The following is a 20,655-nucleotide window of genomic DNA, read 5'->3' as shown; positions in this document are numbered from 1 at the left end:
GTGGGATCAAGGGTGGGAGCCGCATCGGGCATTCGCATCACCTGATCGGCAACGCGATCGGCCTCTTGCTCATAGGGATCGTTGGGCTGGCTAATAGTGAGCTTAGGTTGAAGCAACGTCCGACGGATGCGGCTGAAATCATTCCCTGAGAAAGGCCATTGTGCCGGGTGAACGGATGGCGATCGCGGCACAGCCTCCGACGTTGGACTGGTGTGAGGAGGTTCCTCTCCCGCCGCCATGCTCGGTTGAATTTGACGTGTTGATACAGCAATCTGGCTAAATTGATGTCCGAGGAGCGATCGCGGTTCTGGCTGAAGAGCCGTCTCTAGCGCCTCTTGAGGTTGGGTATCCGGCTGGGCATGAGCCGCCGTAGCCAGTTCGGATGATGGCATAGAAGCTGGCGCATGGGCAATTGAGTGAGATGCTATCGGCGTAGCAGAGTCAGGAACCCGTGGGGCAGGTGTAGCGTTAGATGCATTGGGTGACTTACGCCGAATATCAATGCGATCGCTCATCCTGGTATCTCCTGACAGCCGATGGACTAGCTGAACTTGAAGCAGCAAAATTGTGGTAACACTGCTGCTACCAGCAATGTAGCGTCAGTTAACCCTGGATGATATTCGACAAAAGGCTAGAGTTTGGCGCGATATGCGCCTCCTAAACTCCTCACGATCGAGGTAGTTCGAGTTAAAATCAACACCTTTCAAACCGCTTCTAAGGAAAATAACCTGACGCACCTGCTCTGGCGCTGTCTTTAGCCAAGGTTCTTGATCAAGCTCAGATGGTGCTGCCTTTGCAATACATCAGGCGTTATGTGCCTTCTGGCTATAGATGTAGAAATGAAGCGAGTGGATATGCTCCACAAGTAGGACGAGAAACTTCGTTCGGGTTTCTAAGCTAGTTGAGCAGAGTCGTAATGCAACAGTAGGCGCAACTTAAACGTCCCCCTCAATGTCCTGGATTGGGGCTGCGGTGTGAACGCTCAGCCAGACGGCAACTCTGTCAACGTTGGTATGGAAGTCCCTAAAGTCAAGGACTGAAATCCATCAGGTATATCAGGGAGGTCAATGTAGCCCGTTTCCTACATTTCATTTAACCTCTGAGGGCATGTCGTTGTACTGATTCCGAACATTCCCTTGCTGCACAGCAAGGCTTATGTCTTTGAACACCATACCCTCGACAAACTCGTTGGTGGCGCTTCACGAGCGAACAAGAGGTTTTCGCTCTTCTATAGAACCTAGGGCGTGTTTTAAATCCTGGACGTTCCAACTCTTCCAACTCTATAAGACTTTTGAACGATTCAAAGTCCCCCAATCTTGGGGGATTTAGGGGGCGAAAAGCACAATGTAACCGAGCAATCGGGAGTTTTAAAACACGCCCTATCATTTTTGACGCGACAGAGGACGGGGTTTGGTAGTAGAGCCAGTTTTTGGAACCTGATTGGCAATCATCACTAACATTTTTAGGAGAAAACTCGATGAAAGCAGTTGTATTTCATGGCATTGGCGATATTCGTTTGGATAGTGTACCCGAACCCAAAATTCAGGAACCCACTGATGCCATCATTCAAATTACCGCCAGTGCCATTTGTGGAACTGACTTGCATATGATTCGGGGAACCTTTCCAGGGATGATTCCAGGAACTATCTTGGGGCACGAAGCCGTGGGTGTGGTTCAGGAAGTAGGTTCTAATGTGCGAAATTTGCGAGTAGGCGATCGCGTCGTTGTTCCCTCTACAATCTCCTGTGGCTACTGCTCCTACTGCCGCTCGGGCTATCATTCTCAGTGCGATACCGCTAACCCTAACGGGCCGCAAGCCGGAACCGCTTTTTTTGGTGGCCCAAAACCGTCGGGGCCTTTCAATGGGTTACAAGCAGAGTATGCGCGGATTCCCTACGCCAATGCTGGATTGGTAAAGTTGCCAAAGGAAGTGGAAGACGACCAGGCAATTTTAATTTCAGATATTTTTCCGACTGCTTATTTTGGCGCAGAACTGGCAGAGATTGAACCAGGGGATACCGTTGCTGTCTTCGGCTGTGGACCCGTTGGACTGTTTGCGATCGCCAGTGCCCAACTGCTTGGAGCGGGACGGATTTTGGCGATCGATACCATTGCTTCTCGGCTAGAAATGGCACAAGCACAGGGAGCCGAGATCATTGACTTCAATAAGGAAGATCCAATTGAAGCGATCCGAGAGCTAACGGGTGGAATTGGAGTAGACCGGGCGATCGATGCCGTGGGTGTTGATGCGGTTGCGCCCAACAGTGGACCGGCAGCGGAGAAAGCTGCACAGCAAGCCCAAGAATTTCAGCAGGAACTTCAGCAAATCGCGCCCGAAACCAATCCGCAAGGAGGCAACTGGCATCCGGGTAATGCTCCCTCACAGGCGTTGGAATGGGCTGTGCAGGGGTTAGCCAAGGCGGGAACGCTCTCGATCATTGGGGTGTATCCCCTGACGCACAAATTCTTCCCCATTGGCATGGCGATGAACAAAAACCTGACGCTCAAGATGGGCAATTGCAATCACCGCAAATATATTCCGTCTATTGTGGATATGGTTCACAGTGGAGTGATTGATCCCACCCAAATTCTGACGCAGGTAGAACCGATGACTTCGGTGTTGGATGCTTACAAAGCCTTCGATCGGCGGCAGTCGGGCTGGGTAAAAGTAGAACTTGTGCCCGGAGCATAAATGGCAACCGCTTGAAGACAGCCAGATCAGGCGTCTGTGAACTCCGACCTTCACCGTTTTGATTTGGCTGTTTTTGGTTTAGCGGCTCTAGATTCTACTGTGAAGGTTGGAATGTCTCGCAGTTCCGATTCGCTCAAGTTGTACTGCTCGCATACCAGACTGAGGCGATCGCCCGATCCGGCAACGGCGTTAACGGAATGGGTCAAATCGCCCTGAAAGTAAAGCAACGTATTAACGTGGGGTTTGATTTTTCCGACCTGCTGTTTGTGACGGTGTAGGACAAGTTCTCCGCCACGCAAATCAGACGGCACGCGGATATAGAGTACGCTCACCATTGCTGGTGGTTCCACTGTTTTGCAGTACGATCGCAGCGATCGATCAATATGGGGATCGACACGGGAGTCTTGTTTGAGCAGCAGCGGATTGAGATAGAAAGCGTTGCAGGCTGGCTGAAGCGCATGATCTAAATAGGGCTTAAAAAAGGGAAACTGCCGCTCTACCTCTGCGATTCCAGATCGTTGGAACACGACAGAAAACCCCTTGGTACCGACAAAGTCGCGGTTGAGGTTGTTGACGGCAAAGTAGGGACAGGCCAATATCTCTCCCCGCAGGTCGTTGAGATAAGCGATCGAAAACGAATTGGGATGTTGATGATAGTAACTCAAGGATTCAGGAACGTTAGACGGTTGAGGAGCGATCGCATTCTACCAATTTTAGTCTGGCAAAAAAGAGACATGGGCACTGACAACTCGCCATCCGTCTGGGGTTCGCATCCAGGTTTGGCTTTGTCGTCCCCGTCTGCCAGAGCCGTTGCGCCGAAATTCAGTGTTCGCGGTGGCAAAGTCTTCCCCGTAGGTAGTAATGATTGTATTGATGAGGGTGCGATCGAGTCCCTGGGATGAACGGCTGCTGCGAAATAGGGCGATCGCATCGTAGCCATATAGATTCTCGGTGGCACCATAGCGGATAGTGTGAGGACTTTGCCAGAACAATTCATCCAACACGGCCACATCGTTATTGACCAATGCCGCTTCGTAGCGGGCGAAAGCGGCTGTCACTTCAGCCAAAACCTCAGCTAAATTAATGTCCATAGAGAATGTTTCAAAAGTGCTAAACCTCTACTGTAGGGGTATTGCACTACCCTCACAAAGTGCATACAAGATTCAGCAATGCCGTTCACTGAATCTGTAAACACAATCGTATCGGCAACCCAGTCTAAAAGGATGTCTTAAAAGTGTTAAGCTCCAACTCAAACCGCCCCCTAATCCCCCAATTCTGGCTTCGACGTGAGCGCTCAGCCGAACGGGGACTTCCGAATCAATTCTGTTTCAAAGTCCCCCAATTCTGGGGGATTTAGGGGGCTGATTTAGAATGTTGCGCCATTCTCAGAGGATGCTTTAAAAGTCTAAATTTGTAGCCCGATACCCGTAGGGGCGTAGCATACCCTGCGGGAAGCAAGCTACGGGCAATACTTCTGGGTCTATTTCAAGGGCTATCTGCCGAATGCTACGCCCTTACAGGAAACATTTGTTACTTTTCAAACAACCTCTCAAACACCCTCTAAATAAATTCTATTGAATTCATCGTTGTTGGTCTGTTTTGCCATGCCCACCGTCGGACAGAGGCAGCGGGCATCAGCATAACAGACGCGCCTGATGCGGTAGCAATCATTACTCGATGCCGCCGCTCGGGATGGGGAAAAGGGAGGGCGATCGCCAATTATTCATTGGAAACCCCGTTTATATTCCCCTTATATCCCCTCCCACCGCATTGATGTCTTCACCGAAGAAAGCTTAACTGAAGGGTTGAAACTCGTAACTGCAGAATGCATTGAGTTAACAAGCTGACCTAAAGGATTGACTGATCTAAAATGAAGCAACAGCTTATAACAGCAGCATTTCTGACCTTAATTGCCCCTGCGCTTCTTCAGAGCTGTGGTGGTAACAATGCACCTCAAGCTGAGGCTCCTACCGCTGAACAGGCTAACCCCTCTGCTACTACGCCAGCGAATGGTGAAACCGGAACTCTAGAAATTCGCGCCAACGGTGAAGATTTTGTCCGCGAAGGATTTACGACTAAAGACGGATGGGAAATTAGCTTCGACCATGTCTACGTTACCCTGGCAGACGTTACAGCCTATCAAACCGATCCGCCGTTTAACTCGGAAGCGGGTACAGAGATTCAGGCGACACAAGAAGTTAGCGTCTCGGAACCCAAAACAGTAGACCTGGCAGAGGGTGAGACGGATGCCGATCCTGTCTTGGTTGACACTGTGGAAGCTCCAGCAGGACGCTACAATGCCCTCTCCTGGAGAATGGTCAGTGCCAACAGTGGCCCTGCTGATGGCTACCCTCTGGTAATGCAGGGCACGGCAACCAAAGACGGGGAAACCATCAACTTCAACCTGCGGCTCAATCAAGAGTTGGCATTTACCTGCGGCGATTTTGTTGGGGATGACCGCAAAGGCATTCTTGAGCCAGGAGACACGACTGACCTGGAAGCGACCTTCCATTTTGACCATCTATTTGGCGATGGAGATGCCCCACCCGATGATGAAATCAACACCGGGGCGTTGGGCTTTGACCCCCTTGCAGCATTGGCACAGAATGGTGAACTCGATGCCGATACAGCCGAACTAGAGCAGAACATGTCTGCGGATGACTACAACACGCTGCTGGGAATCTTGCCCAGCTTAGGCCATGTTGGTGAAGGGCACTGTCAAGAAACACAATTGACGACATGAAACCACGATTAATGATTTTGCTGGGATTGCTCTCGGTTCTGGGAGTGCAGTCCAGGGCGATCGCCCACGGGGTTGAGATTAATTACCAGACCACCGAAGCCATTGCTATTAATGCCACGTATGACACGGGCGAACCGATGGCAGAGGCTCAGGTTATCGTTTATGCGCCAGACGATCCATCAACGCCCTGGATGACCGGAACAACCGACGAACAAGGACGATTCTTGTTTGCTCCCGATCGCGCCCAATCTGGTAACTGGGAAGTCGCCGTGCGGCAGGCAGGACACGGAGAAATTCTCAGTATTCCAGTCGATGGCGAAGCGGCCAGTGAAACGGAACAGGCTCCAGCTCCGTCGTCTGAAACAGCAGCAGTAGAGCAAACAGCAGGCCGTGCCAACAACCTGGATGCCCTATCTCCTTTGCAAAAAGGAGTGATGGGAGGTGCTGTTCTCTGGGGATTCATTGGCACCGCGCTATTTTTTGCAAGAGGAAAGAAATAGTGCATATTCCAGACGGAATTTTGCCCGCTCAGGTTTGCATTGGTGGCTATGCTGTAACGGGCTTAGCCACCTGGTATTCTCTGCGGCACATTAACCGCAAAAAAGACCCCACTGCCGATATTCCCAAAGCTTCATTGCTAACGGCGGCTTTCTTTATTGCCTCCTCAATTCATATTCCAATTCCTCCAGCCAGCGTCCATTTAGTGCTAAATGGTTTATTGGGAACGGTACTGGGATACTATGCGTTCCCGGCTATTTTAATTGGTCTGGTTTTTCAGGCCATCATTTTGGGACATGGTGGGCTAACAACCTTGGGCGTGAACGCCGCGATGATGGGCATTCCAGCACTGGTTGCTTATCACATTTTTCAACTGCGCGATCGGTTTGGGCGCAGGCTCAACGATCGCTGGTTCGTAGGCATATTTTCATTTTTAGCGGGTGCTGTGGGTTTGGGGTTAGCCGCGATCGTCTTCTTTATCCTGGTAATTACCACTATTCCGTCTGGCTTTGACGTGGATGTGGAACGAGCGGCGATCATTGGGTTGTCGCTTGCCCACATTCCCTTGATGCTGATCGAGGGCACGTTTACAGCGCTACTGGCTCTGTTTCTGTTGCGGGTCAAACCAGCGCTGTTAAATATCAAAAGTGAAGGGTAAGGATGAAGCTAGCACTGGATGAGTATGCCCATATTAATTCGCCCATCCACCGTTGGGAGACGCGATCGAAACTAATTGGACTCATTACGCTCATCTTTGCCTTTGCCTTTGTTAAAACGCTTCATTTGCTGCCAGCCATGCTGCTGGTAACGGCTCTATTGTATGTGGCATCTCGGCTGCCGCTCTCCTTTCTGCTAATGCGGTTGCGGTATCCTGGCTATTTTCTGTTGGGAGTGGTGCTGCTGCTGCCGTTTTTATCTGGCGAGACGGTGGTTTGGCAGTGGGGTGCATTAACCTTGCGCCAGGAAGGGATACTGGCAACGATATTAATCACCTGTCGGTTTTTATCAATTGTAACCATAGGCTTTATTCTAATTGGCACCACGCCCATTTTGAAGCTGATTAACGCAATGCGATCGCTGGGTTTACCGCCTCTTTTGGCTGATATGATGTTGCTGTCGTATCGCTACCTGTTTGAAATTGCTAATGATTTAGCCACAATGCAGCAGGGGATGAGATTACGCGGATTCCGCAGTCAGTCTCGTAAAGGTCTGTTCATACCCAACGGGCAAGAGTTGCGCCGCCTTGCTTCCTTAACGGGGACTTTACTGGTTCGTAGCTACGAGCAATCAGAACGAGTGTACAAGGCAATGAAATTGCGAGGATATGGCGCACATTCCCAACCGTTGCTTCAGTCTACAGCGGCGTTCCATCTACGCTGGGAGAGAGAAGCTGGAAGCGTCATTGCTCTACTATTAATGCTGCTAGTCGCCTCAGGCTTTGTGATTGCAGAAGTCGTCTAGCATTGGTGTAGAGTTCAAATACGCTATGGATCAACCCTCATCTCCAGTGCAGCCATTGTCAATGTCCCCTTCATTCTCCCCTGCCACTCATGCGGCGATCGCGGCGACAGGGCTATGTTTTTCCTATGCCGATCGGTCGGATGTATTGTGTGATGTCAATTTACAGGTTCATGTGGGCGATCGCCTCGGCCTCATTGGTCATAACGGTTGCGGCAAAACGACGCTGTTCATGACGCTCTGCGGCGTACTGCCTCTCAATGCTGGAGACATTCATTTGTTGGGTCGGTTGGTCGTACCCGGTCAGTTTTATCCAGAAATTGGGCTGCTGTTTCAGAACCCTAACGATCAGCTATTTTCGGCATCGGTTCAGGATGATATTGCCTTTGGACCACAAAATATGGGACTGACGCCCGATGAGGTCGAGCAGCGAGTACAAGAGGTTTTGAGCCTGACCGGTTTATCAGATTTAGCCAGTCGTCCTCCCCACCATCTTTCGGGTGGGGAGAAGCAAATGGTGGCGATCGCCGGGTTGCTGGCCATGCGGCCTCAAATTGTGCTGTACGACGAACCAACGGCTAATTTGGATCTGCGGGCGCGTCGCCGTCTCATTCAATTCTTACAACACGCCCAGGAGACGCTGTTGATTGCCTCTCATGATTTGGAATTTGTTTTAGAGGTGTGCGATCGCGTCATCCTCATGCATGAAGGGCAAATTATTGCCGATGGCGATCCAGCTCAGATAATGGGCGATCAAGCGTTGATGGAAGCGTATGGCCTGGAAAAACCGCACTCCCTCACGCATCTTAAGCACCGCTAACGCCGTAGTATGCGCCAACCGCCAGCAGGATAATGGTGATCACTCCCAGTGAGGTGGTGACGATGAATAGAAAAGAGGGCTTCTTCGGCAGTGGAGTTTCGCTGTCGTGCTGCACACCATATGGATCAGAACTGTTGGGCGGGGTTGTTTCGGGAGACATAATCATTACTCTAATAGTGTTCATCCATCATGGTTGCTTTAGCAGATGGATGAATCATCCAACCATAGAATGATCCCCAAAGGTAGACTTAAGGATCGTGCTTTTTCTGTAAATTAGAAATACACCGGACGCGGGTATCGTTCCTGGTAATGAATCATGATAAAAATGCCTCGTCCGGCTAGCCGCAAGCCATTGCCATAGGGATATAAACGCGGTTAGAGATAAAACGGTAGAGATACAGACAAGGGAAGCAAGGACTAGAGAGGATGAATAGACAGCAGGAGCGTCTACCCAATGAAAAGAAGTCTAGAGAATGGGTCTGGCCGTTTTGGCTCACGCTGCCCCTTTACCCCTACCGCAAGCGGCAAACTCTTCGCCAGGAAGTGATCAAGAACACGATCTGGATCTTTGATCAAATCCAGGGCATTCTTTACACCGTTGTTCCCATTCGCATGACGGTGGTGAAGCTGGACGCTGGGGGTCTGCTGGTGTATGCTCCTGTGGCTCCCACTGGCGAATGTGTTCGGTTGGTAAACGAGTTGGTGGCAGAGCACGGTGATGTAAAGTACATTGTTTTGCCAACCAGCTCGGGGTTAGAACACAAGATTTTTGTTGGCCCTTTTGCCAGACGATTTCCAACCGCGCAGGTTTTGATTGCTCCGCATCAATGGAGCTTTCCGGTTAATTTACCGCTCAGTTGGCTTGGCTTTCCTCAACGGCGAACGCAGGTTCTTCCAGAGGACAGCCAGCAAGCGCCTTTTGCCGCTGAGTTTGAGTACGCCGTGCTGGATATCAACCTGGGACGAGGATCATTTGCGGAAGTTGCCTTATACCATAAGCGATCGCGTACATTGCTGCTCACCGATTCGATCCTGTCGATTCCAGAAGAGCCGCCTGCGATCGTGCAAGTTGATCCAACGCCGTTGCTGTTCCATGCCAGGGACAGTGCCCTGGAGAGCGTGGAAGACACTGAGGCTAATCGGCGTAAGGGTTGGAAGCGAATTGCACTGTTTGCAGTTTATTTTCGTCCCAGCACGCTAAAGACAGTAGGGTTGGGGCAGGCTCTACGGGATGCATTCCATGCGCCCGATCGCTCCAGAAAACACTACTTTGGGCTTTTTCCGTTCCAGTGGCAACCCGATTGGATGCGATCGTTCGACGCGTTGCGGGGGGGCGGTCGTCCGTTTGTTGCACCGATTCTGCAAACGCTGATCCTGCCCCATGCACCACAGCAGGTTCTAGATTGGGCAAACCGAGTGACCCAGTGGAATTTTCAGTACATCATTCCCTGCCATTTTGATGCGCCCATTGAGGCGAGTCCTGCTCAGTTTCGGCAAGCGTTTGCCTTTCTGCAACAGTCCACCACGGCTGAGGCAATGGCTGGCAGTGATCCTTCACCGTTGCCAGAGGAGGACTTTCAATTTATCAGAGAACTGGAAGCTAATTTAATCCAGCGTGGGATTGCCACTTCCCCTCAACCGAAGGTGTGATGCCCCCTTGCCAGTAACGGAATCAGGATTAAGACGATGGCGTTAAAGGTGCCAATATGGTCACTTCGAAGCGTCTCCTTTTCTGGATTGCCGCAAGCGCTAACCCCTCAACCGAAGGACTTCCAAATTTCCAAACCGATTCCGTGGATAAAGTCGAGCTAAGGAGTCTGGCCTGATTGACTGACAAAAGCCCTGAGAGACCAAGTGGCAGTGTTTACCGCTGCCACTCAGTTTATGGGGATAGCGATCGCCCTACCTCGAAGGGGAACCGTCGTGATGCAGGTACTTGGTCAAGATGCTGATGTAACTCCCCGACGGTAAGGTTGCCAACAACCGCTGCCGTTGCTCTTCACTCTCAGGAGAGGCGATCGGCTTTGTCCAGTCTCCCGCTTCGGCAAACCCCCGCCGATGTAAGTTCTTGATAGTGTCTATCACATCCTGCTTGCTTCCCAGCAGTAGCACTCGTAACGGGCGGCGATCGCCACTGGCAACTGGAATGACCTGATGCCGTTCCGGTTGTGACTCTACGGTGCGATCGTTCTCCATCTGAGCAATGAAATCAGCCATGATGTTTCTCCTGTTTGGCTTACGGGTAAGGAAAGCCAAAAACCTAGCCACCCCGCATATCATTGAAGCGCAAAGCAGGGTGGCTTGCAGGAGTGGTAAGATCTCCCAAGCCTCCGCGTTGCCAAGTCCAACGTGGGGGTCAGCTATCCTTGGCTGGTCTCAACAGCCCTGGATAGCGCTTGACTAGATTTTTGGTGACTGGTTGCTCTGCTGTGGTTTACACCACAAACAACCTAACTCATCACGGTACGGGATTTGTCTGGCAGAGTCAATACAGAGAATGGAGGGAGGGGGCGATCGAGTGACTAGCCACTCGTCATTTGTGATACTTACTCGACTCAATGTGGTTGCTTCTGCAACCATATTGAGTCGTCCATCTGCTCATCTGTATCAGCAAGCCGAACATAAGCGGAATGATTCGGGCTATCTAGCCTGAGCAGTATGTTAGGCAGACACAATCTGCACAAGTAGTAAAATCGGGTGAATAGGCAGAATGATTCCGCCTATCCACCCATTTTGGGATCTTAGGCGGAAACTTTCAGTCTAATAATAGTTATACAGCCTTATCACCTTGACAGGGATAAACTGCACGATGAGAACCTACTAGGCTATTCATTAGGGTTCTTCATGAAAGTACACAGGGTGCCTTATGTATTGAGAGGCACACAAAGTCACCAAGTCATATTGAAGCCTGTAGTACAGGGGTGCTAGCATTGGGACTTAAGGTAATAGCAGTAGTCTTTTAGCTAAGCGTGTGTCTTTAGTTACACTAAGATTAGTAAATTTTAAAGCGTACTTTGAGCTTTGAATTTCTAACTGCTACTCGCTCAAACCCTAAAAACCATCATTTATCAAGAACTTTAGCTGTGAAATACCAAGACCTCTTCGACCAGAAAAGATATGAGGAAGCTATTGTTGAACTTCAAAAGGAGTTAAAGCTAGAAGCAGATGATAGAAAACTTAGCTTACTAGCTTTGTGCAAGTTCATTGTTGGTGATTATGAAAACGCATTGATGACTCTGAAAAAGATCGAGTATCCCCAACAGGTGGATTACGAAATTTGGGCCGATATACATTGGCTATATAAAAACTGGGATGAAATGATAGCTGCATTAAGAGCAGCACAACAATTTAGTCCATCTGCTTACACATACTATCGATTAGCAGTTGCTGAGGTAAGAGGCCGCTACTTACATCAAATCGATGCTGCCAGTAAAGAAATAATTAAAAATTATCTCCTTAAAGCTGTTGAGTTTGATGATTGTTCTCCAGATGCTTTTTTGCTTCTTTTTAGATTACAAGAATCAGAGGATTTAGGCGATAAATTAAATACTTTAAACAAGGCATTTCAAAGGCATCCTGATAATCCTAATATTCGCTATGAATTGGCATCGATACTTATTTATCAGGAAAGAGAGTATGAAAGAGCGACTACTTTATTGTCTCCCTTGCTGGGAACAAAAGAATTTGGACAAAAATCAAAGTGGTGTATCTTTGAAACTCTATGGCGGCAAGGAAGTTATGTTGATGCCATAAAGTATTTAGATAACCTAAACATTAAAGACAAAAAGTTTATATCTAGAGTTAAGGCAGATTTGCTATTTAAACAAAACAAACTGAGTGAATGGTTGGTTTTAACCGCTGAATCAGCCAACAATGATGATATAGAATCTGTCATCCGATACCACTTTACAAAGGCTTATGTGAATTTACAAAAGAACAATTTAGAACAAGCAATTAATGACTTTAAAGCTGGTGCATTACTATTTTTAGGTCAGGATATCTACTTAGAAAATTTTGTAGAATCTTGGACGGAGGGAAGCTTTTTTGCTTATCAGGATTTTGACGTTATTTATGAAATCTGTGAGACTTTAGTCTTGCTTAAAGATGAAACTGAGGTAATTACTTCACAAGTCTCAGGTTTACTCCTATATATAATTCAAAAGCATTTCTCTGGAAAACAGCATGACGAGCTACTTCAATTTTTCTCGATACAATCAGAGACGCCACTTCTACTTTCTGCTAAATTACTGGATTTTCCTCCAAGCTTGGGCAATGAACTAGCTCGGGAATTTTTAGATAGAGATTTTCTAGAAGCTATTAGATTCTATTTAGATTATGCCATCTGGAAGTGCGAAAGTGATGAGTATATTTTAGAGGAGTTTGAAGCAAAACTATACAACGAAGAGGGAGATGGTGAAAATGAAATCACTATAAGACAGGGACCTTTGATAGAGGAAATTGTTTTAAGCAGACTCGAAAAATGTACTAATTCGAAAGTCATTATTGAGGTTTTTCTGCCATTTTATGATGCCTTTTGGCGCGACCTTCTTTTTAAGCTCAAGTCGTTCAAGGTTGTTGCCAAAGTCAGCCAAAAATTCATGGTCGCCTCTGAAAGATCTCACGGAATATTTGATTACGCTTACAGTAGTAACTGTATAGGTAATACTGATGAAGCGGAAGCTGCTTATAAAAGCTTGATAGATCAGCAACCTAACAATGCAGCAGCAATTAACAATTTAGGTGTTATCTATGAAAGGAAAGGTTTATTGGATGAAGCATTTTCACTTTTTGGTCAGGCCGTCGAAATTCATGAAGACGATGAGATCCATAACTCAAATTACAGAAGGCTGAAATCATTAATCGAGCTTAGGAATGATTCGCTTCAGAGATTTCAGATCTCCTTAGACAAGGTAGTAGAGAAGGCCGTTCGTGTTGGCTTGTCTGAAGAGGCCCTGGCTGATCTCAATGAACTTTATTGGTATAGCGATTTATCGACAAGCTCTATCCAGGAAAGGTTGGATCTAAAACGTTATAGTTCTAGTAATCTTTATAATTTTGTTTTTCCCTATAGAACTGAAGAGAAGTGCCCTAATTGTTTTATCGATCTGACATATAAAAGCCGTTCGGCAAAGGCTTCAGATGATAAAATTTGTCTTGGTTGTGGTCATAAGAATAGAGGCTGGTGTAGCTGTCAGTACTGCAAAAATATTCAAGAGGAGAGAAGAAGAAAAGCAGAAAGAGAAAGGTATCAAGCTGCATTGGAAGAGTTTAATAAAACTAAAGAGCAATACTGCACAAATGAATATGCTGAGTGGGCAATAGCAAAACTTTCCAGAAGAGAAAAGATTTTCTTAAAAGCCTTTATAGAAGTTATCCAAGAAAGCGAAAATCCAACTTGGGAGGAAATTTGTGAGAAGGCAGGTGTTGTTTCTCACAAAATATATGCTAGTAAGTTGAAAAACTTGAAACTGTTGCTAGTCAACCCAGAAGGGCAAATATTAAGAAATTCTGCTGTCAAATTAGACATGCTTGAAGTCGAGAATGTACGTAGGATTTCTCCATCAATTCGCTTCGATGTGTTTCAAAGAGATAATCATGTTTGTCAGTATTGTGGTCGTACTCCGCCAGAAGTCAAATTAGTTGTAGATCATCTTGTTCCAGTGGCACAAGGAGGTACTGATGTTTTTGAAAACCTCGTAACCAGTTGTGAAGAATGTAATTCTGGGAAATCTGATAAATTAATAAAAGCTTTTACGGGTGGGTTTGACAAGGAAGATTGGTCTAAGCATATTCGAGATACTCGTCTAAATGTTCTGCAAGAACGCCGCGAGAAAATAGACGAAGTTAAAAGATTTTGGGTTGCCTTATTGAAAAAGAGGAGATTGCCAGAACGTGATGATACAGCCATTCATATCTTCATAGAAAAATATGAGCCTGAATGGATTAAGTCTGCGATTACAATTGCAGTAAACAAAGAAATAAAAGATTATATTAAATATACAGCAGGCATTTTAAGAAATTGGGCTAAGGATGGCCCACCGGAAAATTTATCAAATCCTGATATTGGCTTAACCAAGAATCTGGCAACCCCCAAGCAAATTGCTTATATTAAGGCTCTTTTAGAAAGAGTTGGTCTTAGCTTAGGAGATTTAGTCGATAAAACCGACTTTGATGAGCTTACGATGTTAGACGCAAGAAATTTGATATCTGAACTGACTGAAGAAGCCAGTGAATAGGTTGGTAGTGCAACTGAGAAGATTACCGGGATCGTATAACAACCCTGGTGCAGCGGATTGACTGAAGTTACCTGTTAAGTCCCAGAGTCTCCGGCAACCGCTGACCAGGAACGTTAGCCTGCAAGGAGGTTATTTGTTAAATGAGATCACAACAGCAATCGAAGCACTTCAGAACCCAATGAGTCGGGCTGAAGTCAACATTTCTATTGCTGAACAATTTAATCTCACTCATCAAGCTGACAGAGCCTTATCTATCATACATTGAACACGCACTTCAAGAGATAGCGTTTATTCCAGTCGAGGAAAAATGTGTCATTAACGACCTCAAGTGCAAAGCAGCGAAACAACTTGCCAAAGCAGGGTCGCAAAATCGCAGCATAGCGATGCTCAGTGAAACTCTTCAGCAAGCTGATGCCTTTGAAGATCTGGAAGCTCGCGACTATGCACTCATCGATATTTCAGAGGTTTATGCCGAGGTTGGGATGTACGATCGCGCGATTCAGATTGGATTAATGATGGACGATGATTACACGAGGATATGAGTGCTATTCGACTCAATTGCTCGTATTGCCATCATCCAGAACCATCATGAACAAATTTTTAACCTTCTTGCTGTCATAGACAATAACCCAGATAAAGATCACCTTCTACTGGAAGCAGTGAATGTGTATTCTATTAATAATCAATCAGAACGATCGATTGCTCTAGTCTCCCTGATGACTTATCCCAGTAGCAAAGCAGAAGCTTTAGCAAAAATCGTCAAGGAGAGGGATGAGGCGATCGCACAGGATCAACTTTTAGACTTACTCAACCAAGCTGAAGCTCACGCTTTTTCAGAGCAAAATATCAGTATGAAAGCACAAGCTCTACGAATAATTGTAGAGCAGTACATTGAACTACAACAGTTTCACCATGCTCGTACTCTTCTGGAACAGGCAAAACAGTTCGTCATCTCTTTAAGTGTTGCCCATCTTTTGGAGCAAACTCCTCGTAATTTCATTCTTGGTGGTATTGCAAGAGCATTAGGCAAATTGACAGAATATGAAGCTGCTGCTCAAACCACAGATGCAATGACAGATAGAACATTTAGTGCAACAACTCTAGTGGACATTGCTCAGGAAAATAGTGAGCGGGAGACGCTCGATGACACCTTGAAAACCAAAACCGTGCAGGAGTTATCTGCTGTCGAGAATGCGCTTGCAGGAGATAATTCTCATTTAGCAGATTTGCAGCGGGTGAGGTTGGCAGAGGCATGGGCCAAGCTGAAGGCATTGGAACGATCTCAAGCCATTGCAGAGCAAATCAGCGACTCAAACCTCAAGGCACTAGCCCTGCGATATACTGGTACTGGTGTTATCGGCTTCTTTCTGCAAAGTCTGCATCTTGAGTCACAATGCAGAAATCGTTTAATTTAGCGAACTCCCAAATCTCTGTATCGGTTTTCTCTGCTAAATTATGAAACTGAACATGTCTGGCATTAGGGAAAACATCAGCCAAGCGAGTCACCATTTTTCGGCTCAAATTTTGATCAAACAGTAGTTTCAAGCAGCACTCACTGAGGCAACTAAACGATGATCGCGATCAGCCGCAAACTCTAGACAGGCTCTAATGTCTGTTTCTGTCAGTTCTGGAAAGTCGTCAACAATCTCAGTAACAGACATTCCAGCAGCTAGCCAACCAAGAACATCGTAAACTGTGATCCGCATTCGACGGATGCAAGGTCTTCCCCCACGTTTATCAGGTTCAATGGTAATGATGTCGCGATAGCTCATAATACCAGGTATGTTATGTCTACATCTAAGTCTAGAGCAGGCTAACACTGCGCTGCAACGGACGGAACCGACATCTCAGTGGAGGTGCCAAAATTGTCTGCCGCTGCTGAGCTTCACCGTTGGACGGCACAGCGTCGATCACCGCTATTGAGCCAAAGGTCGTTGCACAGAGTCACCAAGCTTCTAGCTCTATCAAATTGAGTGCTGAACAATTAACGAAAGGAGTTCCCAAGATGCAAGGGATCTGCCACTGTGGGCGCGTCACTTGGACGCTTGACACGTCACCCGAATCCGTCACAGCATGTAACTGCACGATCTGCCGCCGCTATGGTGCCCTCTGGGCATACGGCTACATTGGCAATGACATTCGCACATCCGGCGAAACGACCAGTTATCGTCGACCCGATGGTGGAGCAATCGATTTCCACTTCTGCAAAACCTGCGGTTGTGTGACGCACTATGTGGCGACCGTTCCAGGAGAGGACGGACGACACTGGACAGCCGTCAATCTGCGTCTGACCGAGCCAGATCCCATTGCTGGTCTACCGATCGACCACTTCGATGGTCTTAACAGCTTCGACGACTTGCCCCGCGATGGCCGTTGCGTTTCGGACATGTGGTTCTGAAACACCGCGTGTTTCTTTATTAGTCCGTCAGCAATTGTCATTTCTGGATCCAAGCAGACAAAAGTGACGGAGGCAGAATGCCGTCCAACAACCCTGTGCAGCAGACGGTATCAAGAGTTCGGTCTGATACGAAGCTAATCTGCCGCTGCCGACCAGAATCGTTGGGCTGCTTCATATCCGGTTGGGGACGTGCTTTGATGCTACCTGTGAGCCTCCTGTGTTGTAATAGACTCAGCACCAGATGAGTAGTCTATGCAAACGATGCTTGTACAAACGAAAGCCCAAGTACTAGCTCTGCTCCAGGAATATCATCAGGAGTTACACCGCTTTGGAGTTAAACGATGCGGCGTTTTCGGCTCGTTTGCCCGTGACAGTGCAATTCACCCTCAAAGTGATGTTGATAGCTTGGTTGCTTTTGAGCCAGACCAGAAAACGTTTGATAATTTTATACACCTATACCTTTTTTCTAGAAGATCTTTTTGGCAGAGCAGTTGACCTCATTACTGTTGAGTCATTAAGCCCTTATATTGGTTCGCATATTCTAGATGAGGTCGAGTATGTCTCCGTCGGCTCGTGAATATTTACAGCACATTCTTGATGAAACGACCTACATCATGACGAGTGCTGCGAGTTTAGACAAGACAAAATTTGTGTAAGATGAAACGCTGAAGCGTGCTTACGTTCGCAGTATCGAAGTAATCGGCGAAGCTGTCAAACAATTGCCAGATGGATTGCGTCAAAATACGATGCTATTGAGTGGCGGGCGATGGCTGGGATGCGCGATCGATTAATTCATAACTACTTCGGTGTAGACTATGACATTGTTTAGGATGTTGTAGTCAATAAAATTCCTACACTGGATGCCGAAATCAGGCGAATTCTTAAACAAGAGTATTCATAGACAGGCATTGAAAGACAATAGTGTTTGCGGCAACCCAACAATTCAAATGCAGTCGGACGAATGAAAGTTGTTGATGCTGAGTTAAGGTTAATTGCCGCCGCTGATTTGAAGCGTTAGCTGGCTCCGCACACAGCTCTTGCACTCGCTGCTGGAGGCGATCGACCTCTCCGAAAAGACCATCTAGCGATCGGTTATGGTACGGAGCTGAGGCGATCGGGTGTGGCAGTGGGTGGAGCGATCGGTATTTCCGAGAAGACCATGCAGCGATCGGTGATGACAGAGTGAATGAGGGCGATCGGTGGGGGGAGAGGGGCGATCGGCAGCGGGTGAACAGGGTCTTTAAACCTCTGCCCTCTCTGAAAGACTTCGTGTTGAACTAATCAATCCGCATTTCGGGGGGAGTTGTTGCCGGCTCATAAGTCGTGGACGGGCTGTATCGGACGAGATTAAACCACCCCAACGCTAGTAGAAGACCGAACCCACAGCCCAGCAAAAAAGTCCAAGCGTGAGACGACTCGAGCACGCAGAGCAGACGGCGATCGCCGCCATATATCTGCACCAGCCAGCCTTCGCTGGTGTTGTCAAATTTGGTTCGTAGTTTAGTTGGGTCAAACTTGCTCATGGTGTTCACTCCATACTGATCCAAAGTGTGTGGCGGTGGCGGGCAAGTGCCCGCCGCTATGGAAACATCTGTCAGAAAATTCACTTGTGGATGGAGAGTGTCTCAAGGGGAGAGATTAGGTCGCTCAAACCTGACAGTGATGTCGAACAGAAGACCCCAAAAAGCTGGGATATGACCCTGGCCTTTTCGGTCTGCGTCGTTTCAATTCAACAGCCGTCTGGTCCACAGAAACTGTGCCCGTACAGTACCTCCGCGTCGCAGATATAAATCATGCCCGCAAAATCGAGGAAAAACTTCACTGCAACCTGATCCGCGATATCCTCAGCCATATCTCGATCCGGGGTAAGCACCTCGAATTTTACATTCGCCTGGGTATCAGAAACGCTGGGTTGTCCCGACGAGCGCACGTTGCGACTGCCTTTACCGCCAGTCTCCACCACCGTATAACCAGTCGCTCCAGCTTCTTCGATGATAGTGGCAATCTTTTTCAGCAGAATCTTTTCTGTGACGATGACAAGCTTTTTGGCTGGCTTGGCCATGTTGGTTACCTCCTTACCTATGGATACTGATCTTGTATGTTGAGCTGCTTGGTCTGCCAGGTCAGGGGAGCGCCAACAGACCGTGACCCGTCTAGGAATTAGCTGCCGCCTATCGCCTGAGCTAGCCCGAGGAAGAGTGGTATTCCCAAGCCAATCGCAATGGGTGTACCGATGGCTGTGGAAGCACCGATGTAGGCAGAGGGATTAGCTGACGGGATACCGGCTCGCAACGTGGGCGGACCTGAAATGTCTGAACTGGAGGAAGCGATGACGGCCAGAACCACGACGCCGCCCATGCTGAATCCCGTGGTGTAATGGGCAATCATGCCGAGACCAAAGGCAATGAACCCATGCACTAGCGGTGCCGCCACGCTATACACGACGTACCACTGGGCTACTTTGCGGAGTTCACCAATCCTTGACCAAGCTTCCATACCCATGACTACCATCAAGATCGAAAGTAAGCCACGGAAGAGGGGATCGTAGAAGCTTTCATAGACGCTTTCTGGTCGAGCAAATATGCCAAGAGCAAGACCGAGCAACATTGCCGATAGGGCAGGACCCTGGAGGCTTTCCTGCACGATCGGCCATATCTTGACCCGATTATCCGCAGGAGGCTTTTTCTTGCTGCGATACTCTTGTCGGCTGCTGGGATAATCACCTGCAGTACTGGGAGCCGTGCCTGCGACACTGGAATAATCACCTGTGGTACTGAAAGACGTGCCTGCGGGGAGAGCGCCTACGGGGAGAGCACCTGCGGGACTTGCAGACGCACCTGCGGGACTCGTATACTCCTGCTTGCTGAGATACTCGTCTGCCTTACGCTTCCTCTTGTTGAGATAAATATTGGCCACCACAATCGCAGTTACGAGTGCTGGGATATCCATGAAGGGATAGAGTGCGCCAGCCCATGCCTCGTATTGGATGTTTTGTTCTTCCAGTACCGTTAGGGCGGCGGCCATAGTAGAGCCACTCACAGCACCAAACAACCCCCCGGTCGCGATCGCATCCACGACTTTGACCTTTGGCATCTTGGCTAACGTATAGCGGGCGATAAATACAATGAGTATCCCTAAGACTATAGAGAACGTTACGGGTAACACCATCTCCGCCAGGTTGGAATTGCGGATCGCCTGACCACCGGTCAGACCGATTTTGGTGAGCAGCATGAAGACGATGATCTTACAAATCGACTCTGGAATTTGCAGTTGGCTACCGAGAGCGGCAATGACCATACCACCAATCAGAAAGCTGAGTGTTGGGGACTGCAACTGCTTAACGAAGTCCATTAAAAAATAGGACAAGAAATCCACTTTGTAATTCCTCCTTGAATCAGATCGTAGGGGTCAGTCCGGCAGGCAAGCGCAAATCATCACGCTAATCAGTGGTGATTCATGTTCGGGAATGAGTTCGGTTCGATAAAGGCGATGCCCACCCGTACCAACGTGAGCGATCGCCTATCTGGCTCGATCAACTTACATGATTCATAGAGCTTTATCTATGAATCATGCTTTTTGCTTAAAAATAAGTCTATAGCTAAATCTTGAGGAAGTATTCATTTAGCAAAAACAATTTTCAAAACCTATCAATAAGCGTTTCTTATGCTGCCTGAACTATGATGGCTTTCAATCTCTCAACTGTTGCCGACGCTGCTGCTGAACGTGATTGAGCCAGAGCGATCAAATAATCTTTAGTGGAATGGCACTGAAATAAGTGCGTTCATTCCGGGCTTCGACTACGCTCAGCCC

At 47.9% G+C, this 20,655-nt stretch carries 20 protein-coding genes and 3 pseudogenes; 13 read left to right on the top strand and 10 right to left on the bottom strand.

The window, feature by feature from the left end; all coding sequences use genetic code 11:
* A pseudogene (locus tag IQ268_RS29580) lies at positions 1-515 on the bottom strand (hypothetical protein); the annotation flags it as partial.
* Positions 516-1,477: 962 nt separating this feature from the next.
* On the opposite strand from IQ268_RS29580, the gene IQ268_RS29575 reads away from it, so the two are divergent.
* Positions 1,478-2,692: a zinc-dependent alcohol dehydrogenase gene (locus tag IQ268_RS29575; RefSeq protein ID WP_193886625.1), complete on the top strand. Its 1,215-nt coding sequence runs from the start codon at positions 1,478-1,480 to the stop codon at positions 2,690-2,692.
* A gap of 50 nt (positions 2,693-2,742) precedes the next feature.
* On the opposite strand, the gene IQ268_RS29570 is transcribed toward IQ268_RS29575, so the two are convergent.
* Both IQ268_RS29570 and hpxZ read right to left on the bottom strand, forming a co-directional pair.
* Entirely contained in the window at positions 2,743-3,357 is a 615-nt protein-coding gene (locus IQ268_RS29570) for a 2OG-Fe(II) oxygenase (protein ID WP_193886623.1), read from the bottom strand.
* A 48-nt stretch (positions 3,358-3,405) separates the two neighbouring features.
* Positions 3,406-3,783, bottom strand: coding sequence for an oxalurate catabolism protein HpxZ (gene hpxZ, locus IQ268_RS29565; RefSeq protein ID WP_193886621.1), 378 nt, complete (start codon positions 3,781-3,783; stop codon positions 3,406-3,408).
* A gap of 779 nt (positions 3,784-4,562) precedes the next feature.
* Between hpxZ and IQ268_RS29560 the strand changes: the two genes are divergently transcribed.
* The 5 genes from IQ268_RS29560 to IQ268_RS29540 all read left to right on the top strand — a co-directional run bounded on the left by IQ268_RS29560 (position 4,563) and on the right by IQ268_RS29540 (position 8,211).
* The gene (locus IQ268_RS29560) at positions 4,563-5,435 is read left to right on the top strand and encodes a DUF4382 domain-containing protein (RefSeq protein ID WP_193886619.1); all 873 of its coding nucleotides are present in this window, start codon (positions 4,563-4,565) and stop codon (positions 5,433-5,435) included.
* Complete coding sequence (locus IQ268_RS29555; RefSeq protein ID WP_228035833.1) at positions 5,432-5,935, top strand: carboxypeptidase-like regulatory domain-containing protein; 504 nt, start codon at positions 5,432-5,434, stop codon at positions 5,933-5,935. Before IQ268_RS29560 ends, IQ268_RS29555 begins: the two co-directional genes overlap by 4 nt.
* Complete coding sequence (gene cbiM / locus IQ268_RS29550) at positions 5,935-6,591, top strand: cobalt transporter CbiM (protein ID WP_193886617.1); 657 nt, start codon at positions 5,935-5,937, stop codon at positions 6,589-6,591. The genes IQ268_RS29555 and cbiM overlap by 1 nt, the downstream gene beginning before the upstream one ends.
* A gap of 2 nt (positions 6,592-6,593) precedes the next feature.
* Entirely contained in the window at positions 6,594-7,394 is an 801-nt protein-coding gene (gene cbiQ, locus IQ268_RS29545; RefSeq protein WP_193886615.1) for a cobalt ECF transporter T component CbiQ, read from the top strand.
* 61 nt (positions 7,395-7,455) lie between these two features.
* Positions 7,456-8,211 (top strand): energy-coupling factor ABC transporter ATP-binding protein, encoded by a 756-nt coding sequence (locus tag IQ268_RS29540; RefSeq protein ID WP_193886612.1) that lies wholly within the window; start codon positions 7,456-7,458, stop codon positions 8,209-8,211.
* Here the strand turns inward: IQ268_RS29540 and IQ268_RS29535 are convergent.
* Positions 8,198-8,371 carry a hypothetical protein gene (locus tag IQ268_RS29535; RefSeq protein ID WP_193886610.1) on the bottom strand — a complete coding sequence of 58 codons (174 nt, stop codon included), beginning with the start codon at positions 8,369-8,371 and terminating at the stop codon, positions 8,198-8,200. The genes IQ268_RS29540 and IQ268_RS29535 overlap by 14 nt on opposite strands.
* A gap of 266 nt (positions 8,372-8,637) precedes the next feature.
* On the opposite strand from IQ268_RS29535, the gene IQ268_RS29530 reads away from it, so the two are divergent.
* Positions 8,638-9,861, top strand: coding sequence for a DUF4336 domain-containing protein (locus tag IQ268_RS29530; protein WP_193886608.1), 1,224 nt, complete (start codon positions 8,638-8,640; stop codon positions 9,859-9,861).
* 252 nt (positions 9,862-10,113) lie between these two features.
* On the opposite strand, the gene IQ268_RS29525 is transcribed toward IQ268_RS29530, so the two are convergent.
* Complete coding sequence (locus IQ268_RS29525) at positions 10,114-10,428, bottom strand: hypothetical protein (protein WP_193886606.1); 315 nt, start codon at positions 10,426-10,428, stop codon at positions 10,114-10,116.
* Positions 10,429-11,294: 866 nt separating this feature from the next.
* Here IQ268_RS29525 and IQ268_RS33630 point away from each other — a divergent pair.
* The 3 genes from IQ268_RS33630 to IQ268_RS29510 all read left to right on the top strand — a co-directional run bounded on the left by IQ268_RS33630 (position 11,295) and on the right by IQ268_RS29510 (position 15,862).
* Entirely contained in the window at positions 11,295-14,447 is a 3,153-nt protein-coding gene (locus tag IQ268_RS33630) for a tetratricopeptide repeat protein (RefSeq protein ID WP_193886604.1), read from the top strand.
* Positions 14,448-14,653: 206 nt separating this feature from the next.
* A complete protein-coding gene (locus IQ268_RS29515; RefSeq protein WP_193886595.1) occupies positions 14,654-14,989 on the top strand; it encodes a hypothetical protein in 336 nt (111 codons plus the stop codon).
* Positions 14,990-15,862: a hypothetical protein gene (locus IQ268_RS29510; protein WP_193886592.1), complete on the top strand. Its 873-nt coding sequence runs from the start codon at positions 14,990-14,992 to the stop codon at positions 15,860-15,862.
* Here IQ268_RS29510 and IQ268_RS29505 read toward each other — a convergent pair.
* Both IQ268_RS29505 and IQ268_RS29500 read right to left on the bottom strand, forming a co-directional pair.
* A pseudogene (locus IQ268_RS29505) lies at positions 15,804-15,992 on the bottom strand (DUF5615 family PIN-like protein); the annotation flags it as partial. The gene IQ268_RS29510 and the pseudogene IQ268_RS29505 overlap by 59 nt on opposite strands.
* On the bottom strand, positions 15,989-16,219 hold the full coding sequence (locus IQ268_RS29500; protein WP_193886590.1) for a DUF433 domain-containing protein: 231 nt from the start codon (positions 16,217-16,219) through the stop codon (positions 15,989-15,991). The pseudogene IQ268_RS29505 and the gene IQ268_RS29500, both read right to left, overlap by 4 nt.
* Before the next feature lie 233 nt (positions 16,220-16,452).
* On the opposite strand from IQ268_RS29500, the gene IQ268_RS29495 reads away from it, so the two are divergent.
* The 3 genes and pseudogenes from IQ268_RS29495 (at position 16,453) to IQ268_RS33625 (ending at position 17,674) form a co-directional block, all read left to right on the top strand.
* Positions 16,453-16,845: a GFA family protein gene (locus IQ268_RS29495; RefSeq protein ID WP_193886589.1), complete on the top strand. Its 393-nt coding sequence runs from the start codon at positions 16,453-16,455 to the stop codon at positions 16,843-16,845.
* Between the two features lie 261 nt (positions 16,846-17,106).
* A pseudogene (locus IQ268_RS29490) lies at positions 17,107-17,422 on the top strand (nucleotidyltransferase family protein).
* Positions 17,423-17,611: 189 nt separating this feature from the next.
* Complete coding sequence (locus tag IQ268_RS33625) at positions 17,612-17,674, top strand: HepT-like ribonuclease domain-containing protein (RefSeq protein ID WP_370584722.1); 63 nt, start codon at positions 17,612-17,614, stop codon at positions 17,672-17,674.
* 448 nt (positions 17,675-18,122) lie between these two features.
* Here IQ268_RS33625 and IQ268_RS33620 read toward each other — a convergent pair whose 3' ends face one another.
* The 3 genes from IQ268_RS33620 to IQ268_RS29475 form a co-directional block, all read right to left on the bottom strand.
* On the bottom strand, positions 18,123-18,368 hold the full coding sequence (locus tag IQ268_RS33620; RefSeq protein WP_370584720.1) for a hypothetical protein: 246 nt from the start codon (positions 18,366-18,368) through the stop codon (positions 18,123-18,125).
* Positions 18,369-18,574: 206 nt separating this feature from the next.
* Positions 18,575-18,907 carry a hypothetical protein gene (locus IQ268_RS29480; protein ID WP_193886586.1) on the bottom strand — a complete coding sequence of 111 codons (333 nt, stop codon included), beginning with the start codon at positions 18,905-18,907 and terminating at the stop codon, positions 18,575-18,577.
* Positions 18,908-19,005: 98 nt separating this feature from the next.
* Positions 19,006-20,220 (bottom strand): sodium-dependent bicarbonate transport family permease, encoded by a 1,215-nt coding sequence (locus tag IQ268_RS29475; RefSeq protein ID WP_193886584.1) that lies wholly within the window; start codon positions 20,218-20,220, stop codon positions 19,006-19,008.
* Between the last annotated feature and the right edge of the window lie 435 nt (positions 20,221-20,655).

The sequence above is a fragment of the Oculatella sp. LEGE 06141 genome (assembly GCF_015207605.1).
Lineage (GTDB): Bacteria > Cyanobacteriota > Cyanobacteriia > Elainellales > Elainellaceae > Oculatella.
This window is presented reverse-complemented; position numbering and strand designations above follow the sequence as displayed.

Excerpts from the sequence above, each read along its gene's own strand:
- IQ268_RS29575 (WP_193886625.1), top strand. The coding sequence starts at position 1,478 with ATGAAAGCAGTTGTATTTCATGGCATTGGCGATATTCGTTTGGATAGT.
- hpxZ (WP_193886621.1), bottom strand. The coding sequence starts at position 3,783 with ATGGACATTAATTTAGCTGAGGTTTTGGCTGAAGTGACAGCCGCTTTC.
- IQ268_RS29560 (WP_193886619.1), top strand. The coding sequence starts at position 4,563 with ATGAAGCAACAGCTTATAACAGCAGCATTTCTGACCTTAATTGCCCCT.
- IQ268_RS29555 (WP_228035833.1), top strand. The coding sequence starts at position 5,432 with ATGAAACCACGATTAATGATTTTGCTGGGATTGCTCTCGGTTCTGGGA.
- cbiQ (WP_193886615.1), top strand. The coding sequence starts at position 6,594 with ATGAAGCTAGCACTGGATGAGTATGCCCATATTAATTCGCCCATCCAC.
- IQ268_RS29540 (WP_193886612.1), top strand. The coding sequence starts at position 7,456 with ATGTCCCCTTCATTCTCCCCTGCCACTCATGCGGCGATCGCGGCGACA.
- IQ268_RS29535 (WP_193886610.1), bottom strand. The coding sequence starts at position 8,371 with ATGTCTCCCGAAACAACCCCGCCCAACAGTTCTGATCCATATGGTGTG.
- IQ268_RS29530 (WP_193886608.1), top strand. The coding sequence starts at position 8,638 with ATGAATAGACAGCAGGAGCGTCTACCCAATGAAAAGAAGTCTAGAGAA.
- IQ268_RS29525 (WP_193886606.1), bottom strand. The coding sequence starts at position 10,428 with ATGGCTGATTTCATTGCTCAGATGGAGAACGATCGCACCGTAGAGTCA.
- IQ268_RS29500 (WP_193886590.1), bottom strand. The coding sequence starts at position 16,219 with ATGAGCTATCGCGACATCATTACCATTGAACCTGATAAACGTGGGGGA.
- IQ268_RS29495 (WP_193886589.1), top strand. The coding sequence starts at position 16,453 with ATGCAAGGGATCTGCCACTGTGGGCGCGTCACTTGGACGCTTGACACG.
- IQ268_RS33620 (WP_370584720.1), bottom strand. The coding sequence starts at position 18,368 with ATGAGCAAGTTTGACCCAACTAAACTACGAACCAAATTTGACAACACC.
- IQ268_RS29480 (WP_193886586.1), bottom strand. The coding sequence starts at position 18,907 with ATGGCCAAGCCAGCCAAAAAGCTTGTCATCGTCACAGAAAAGATTCTG.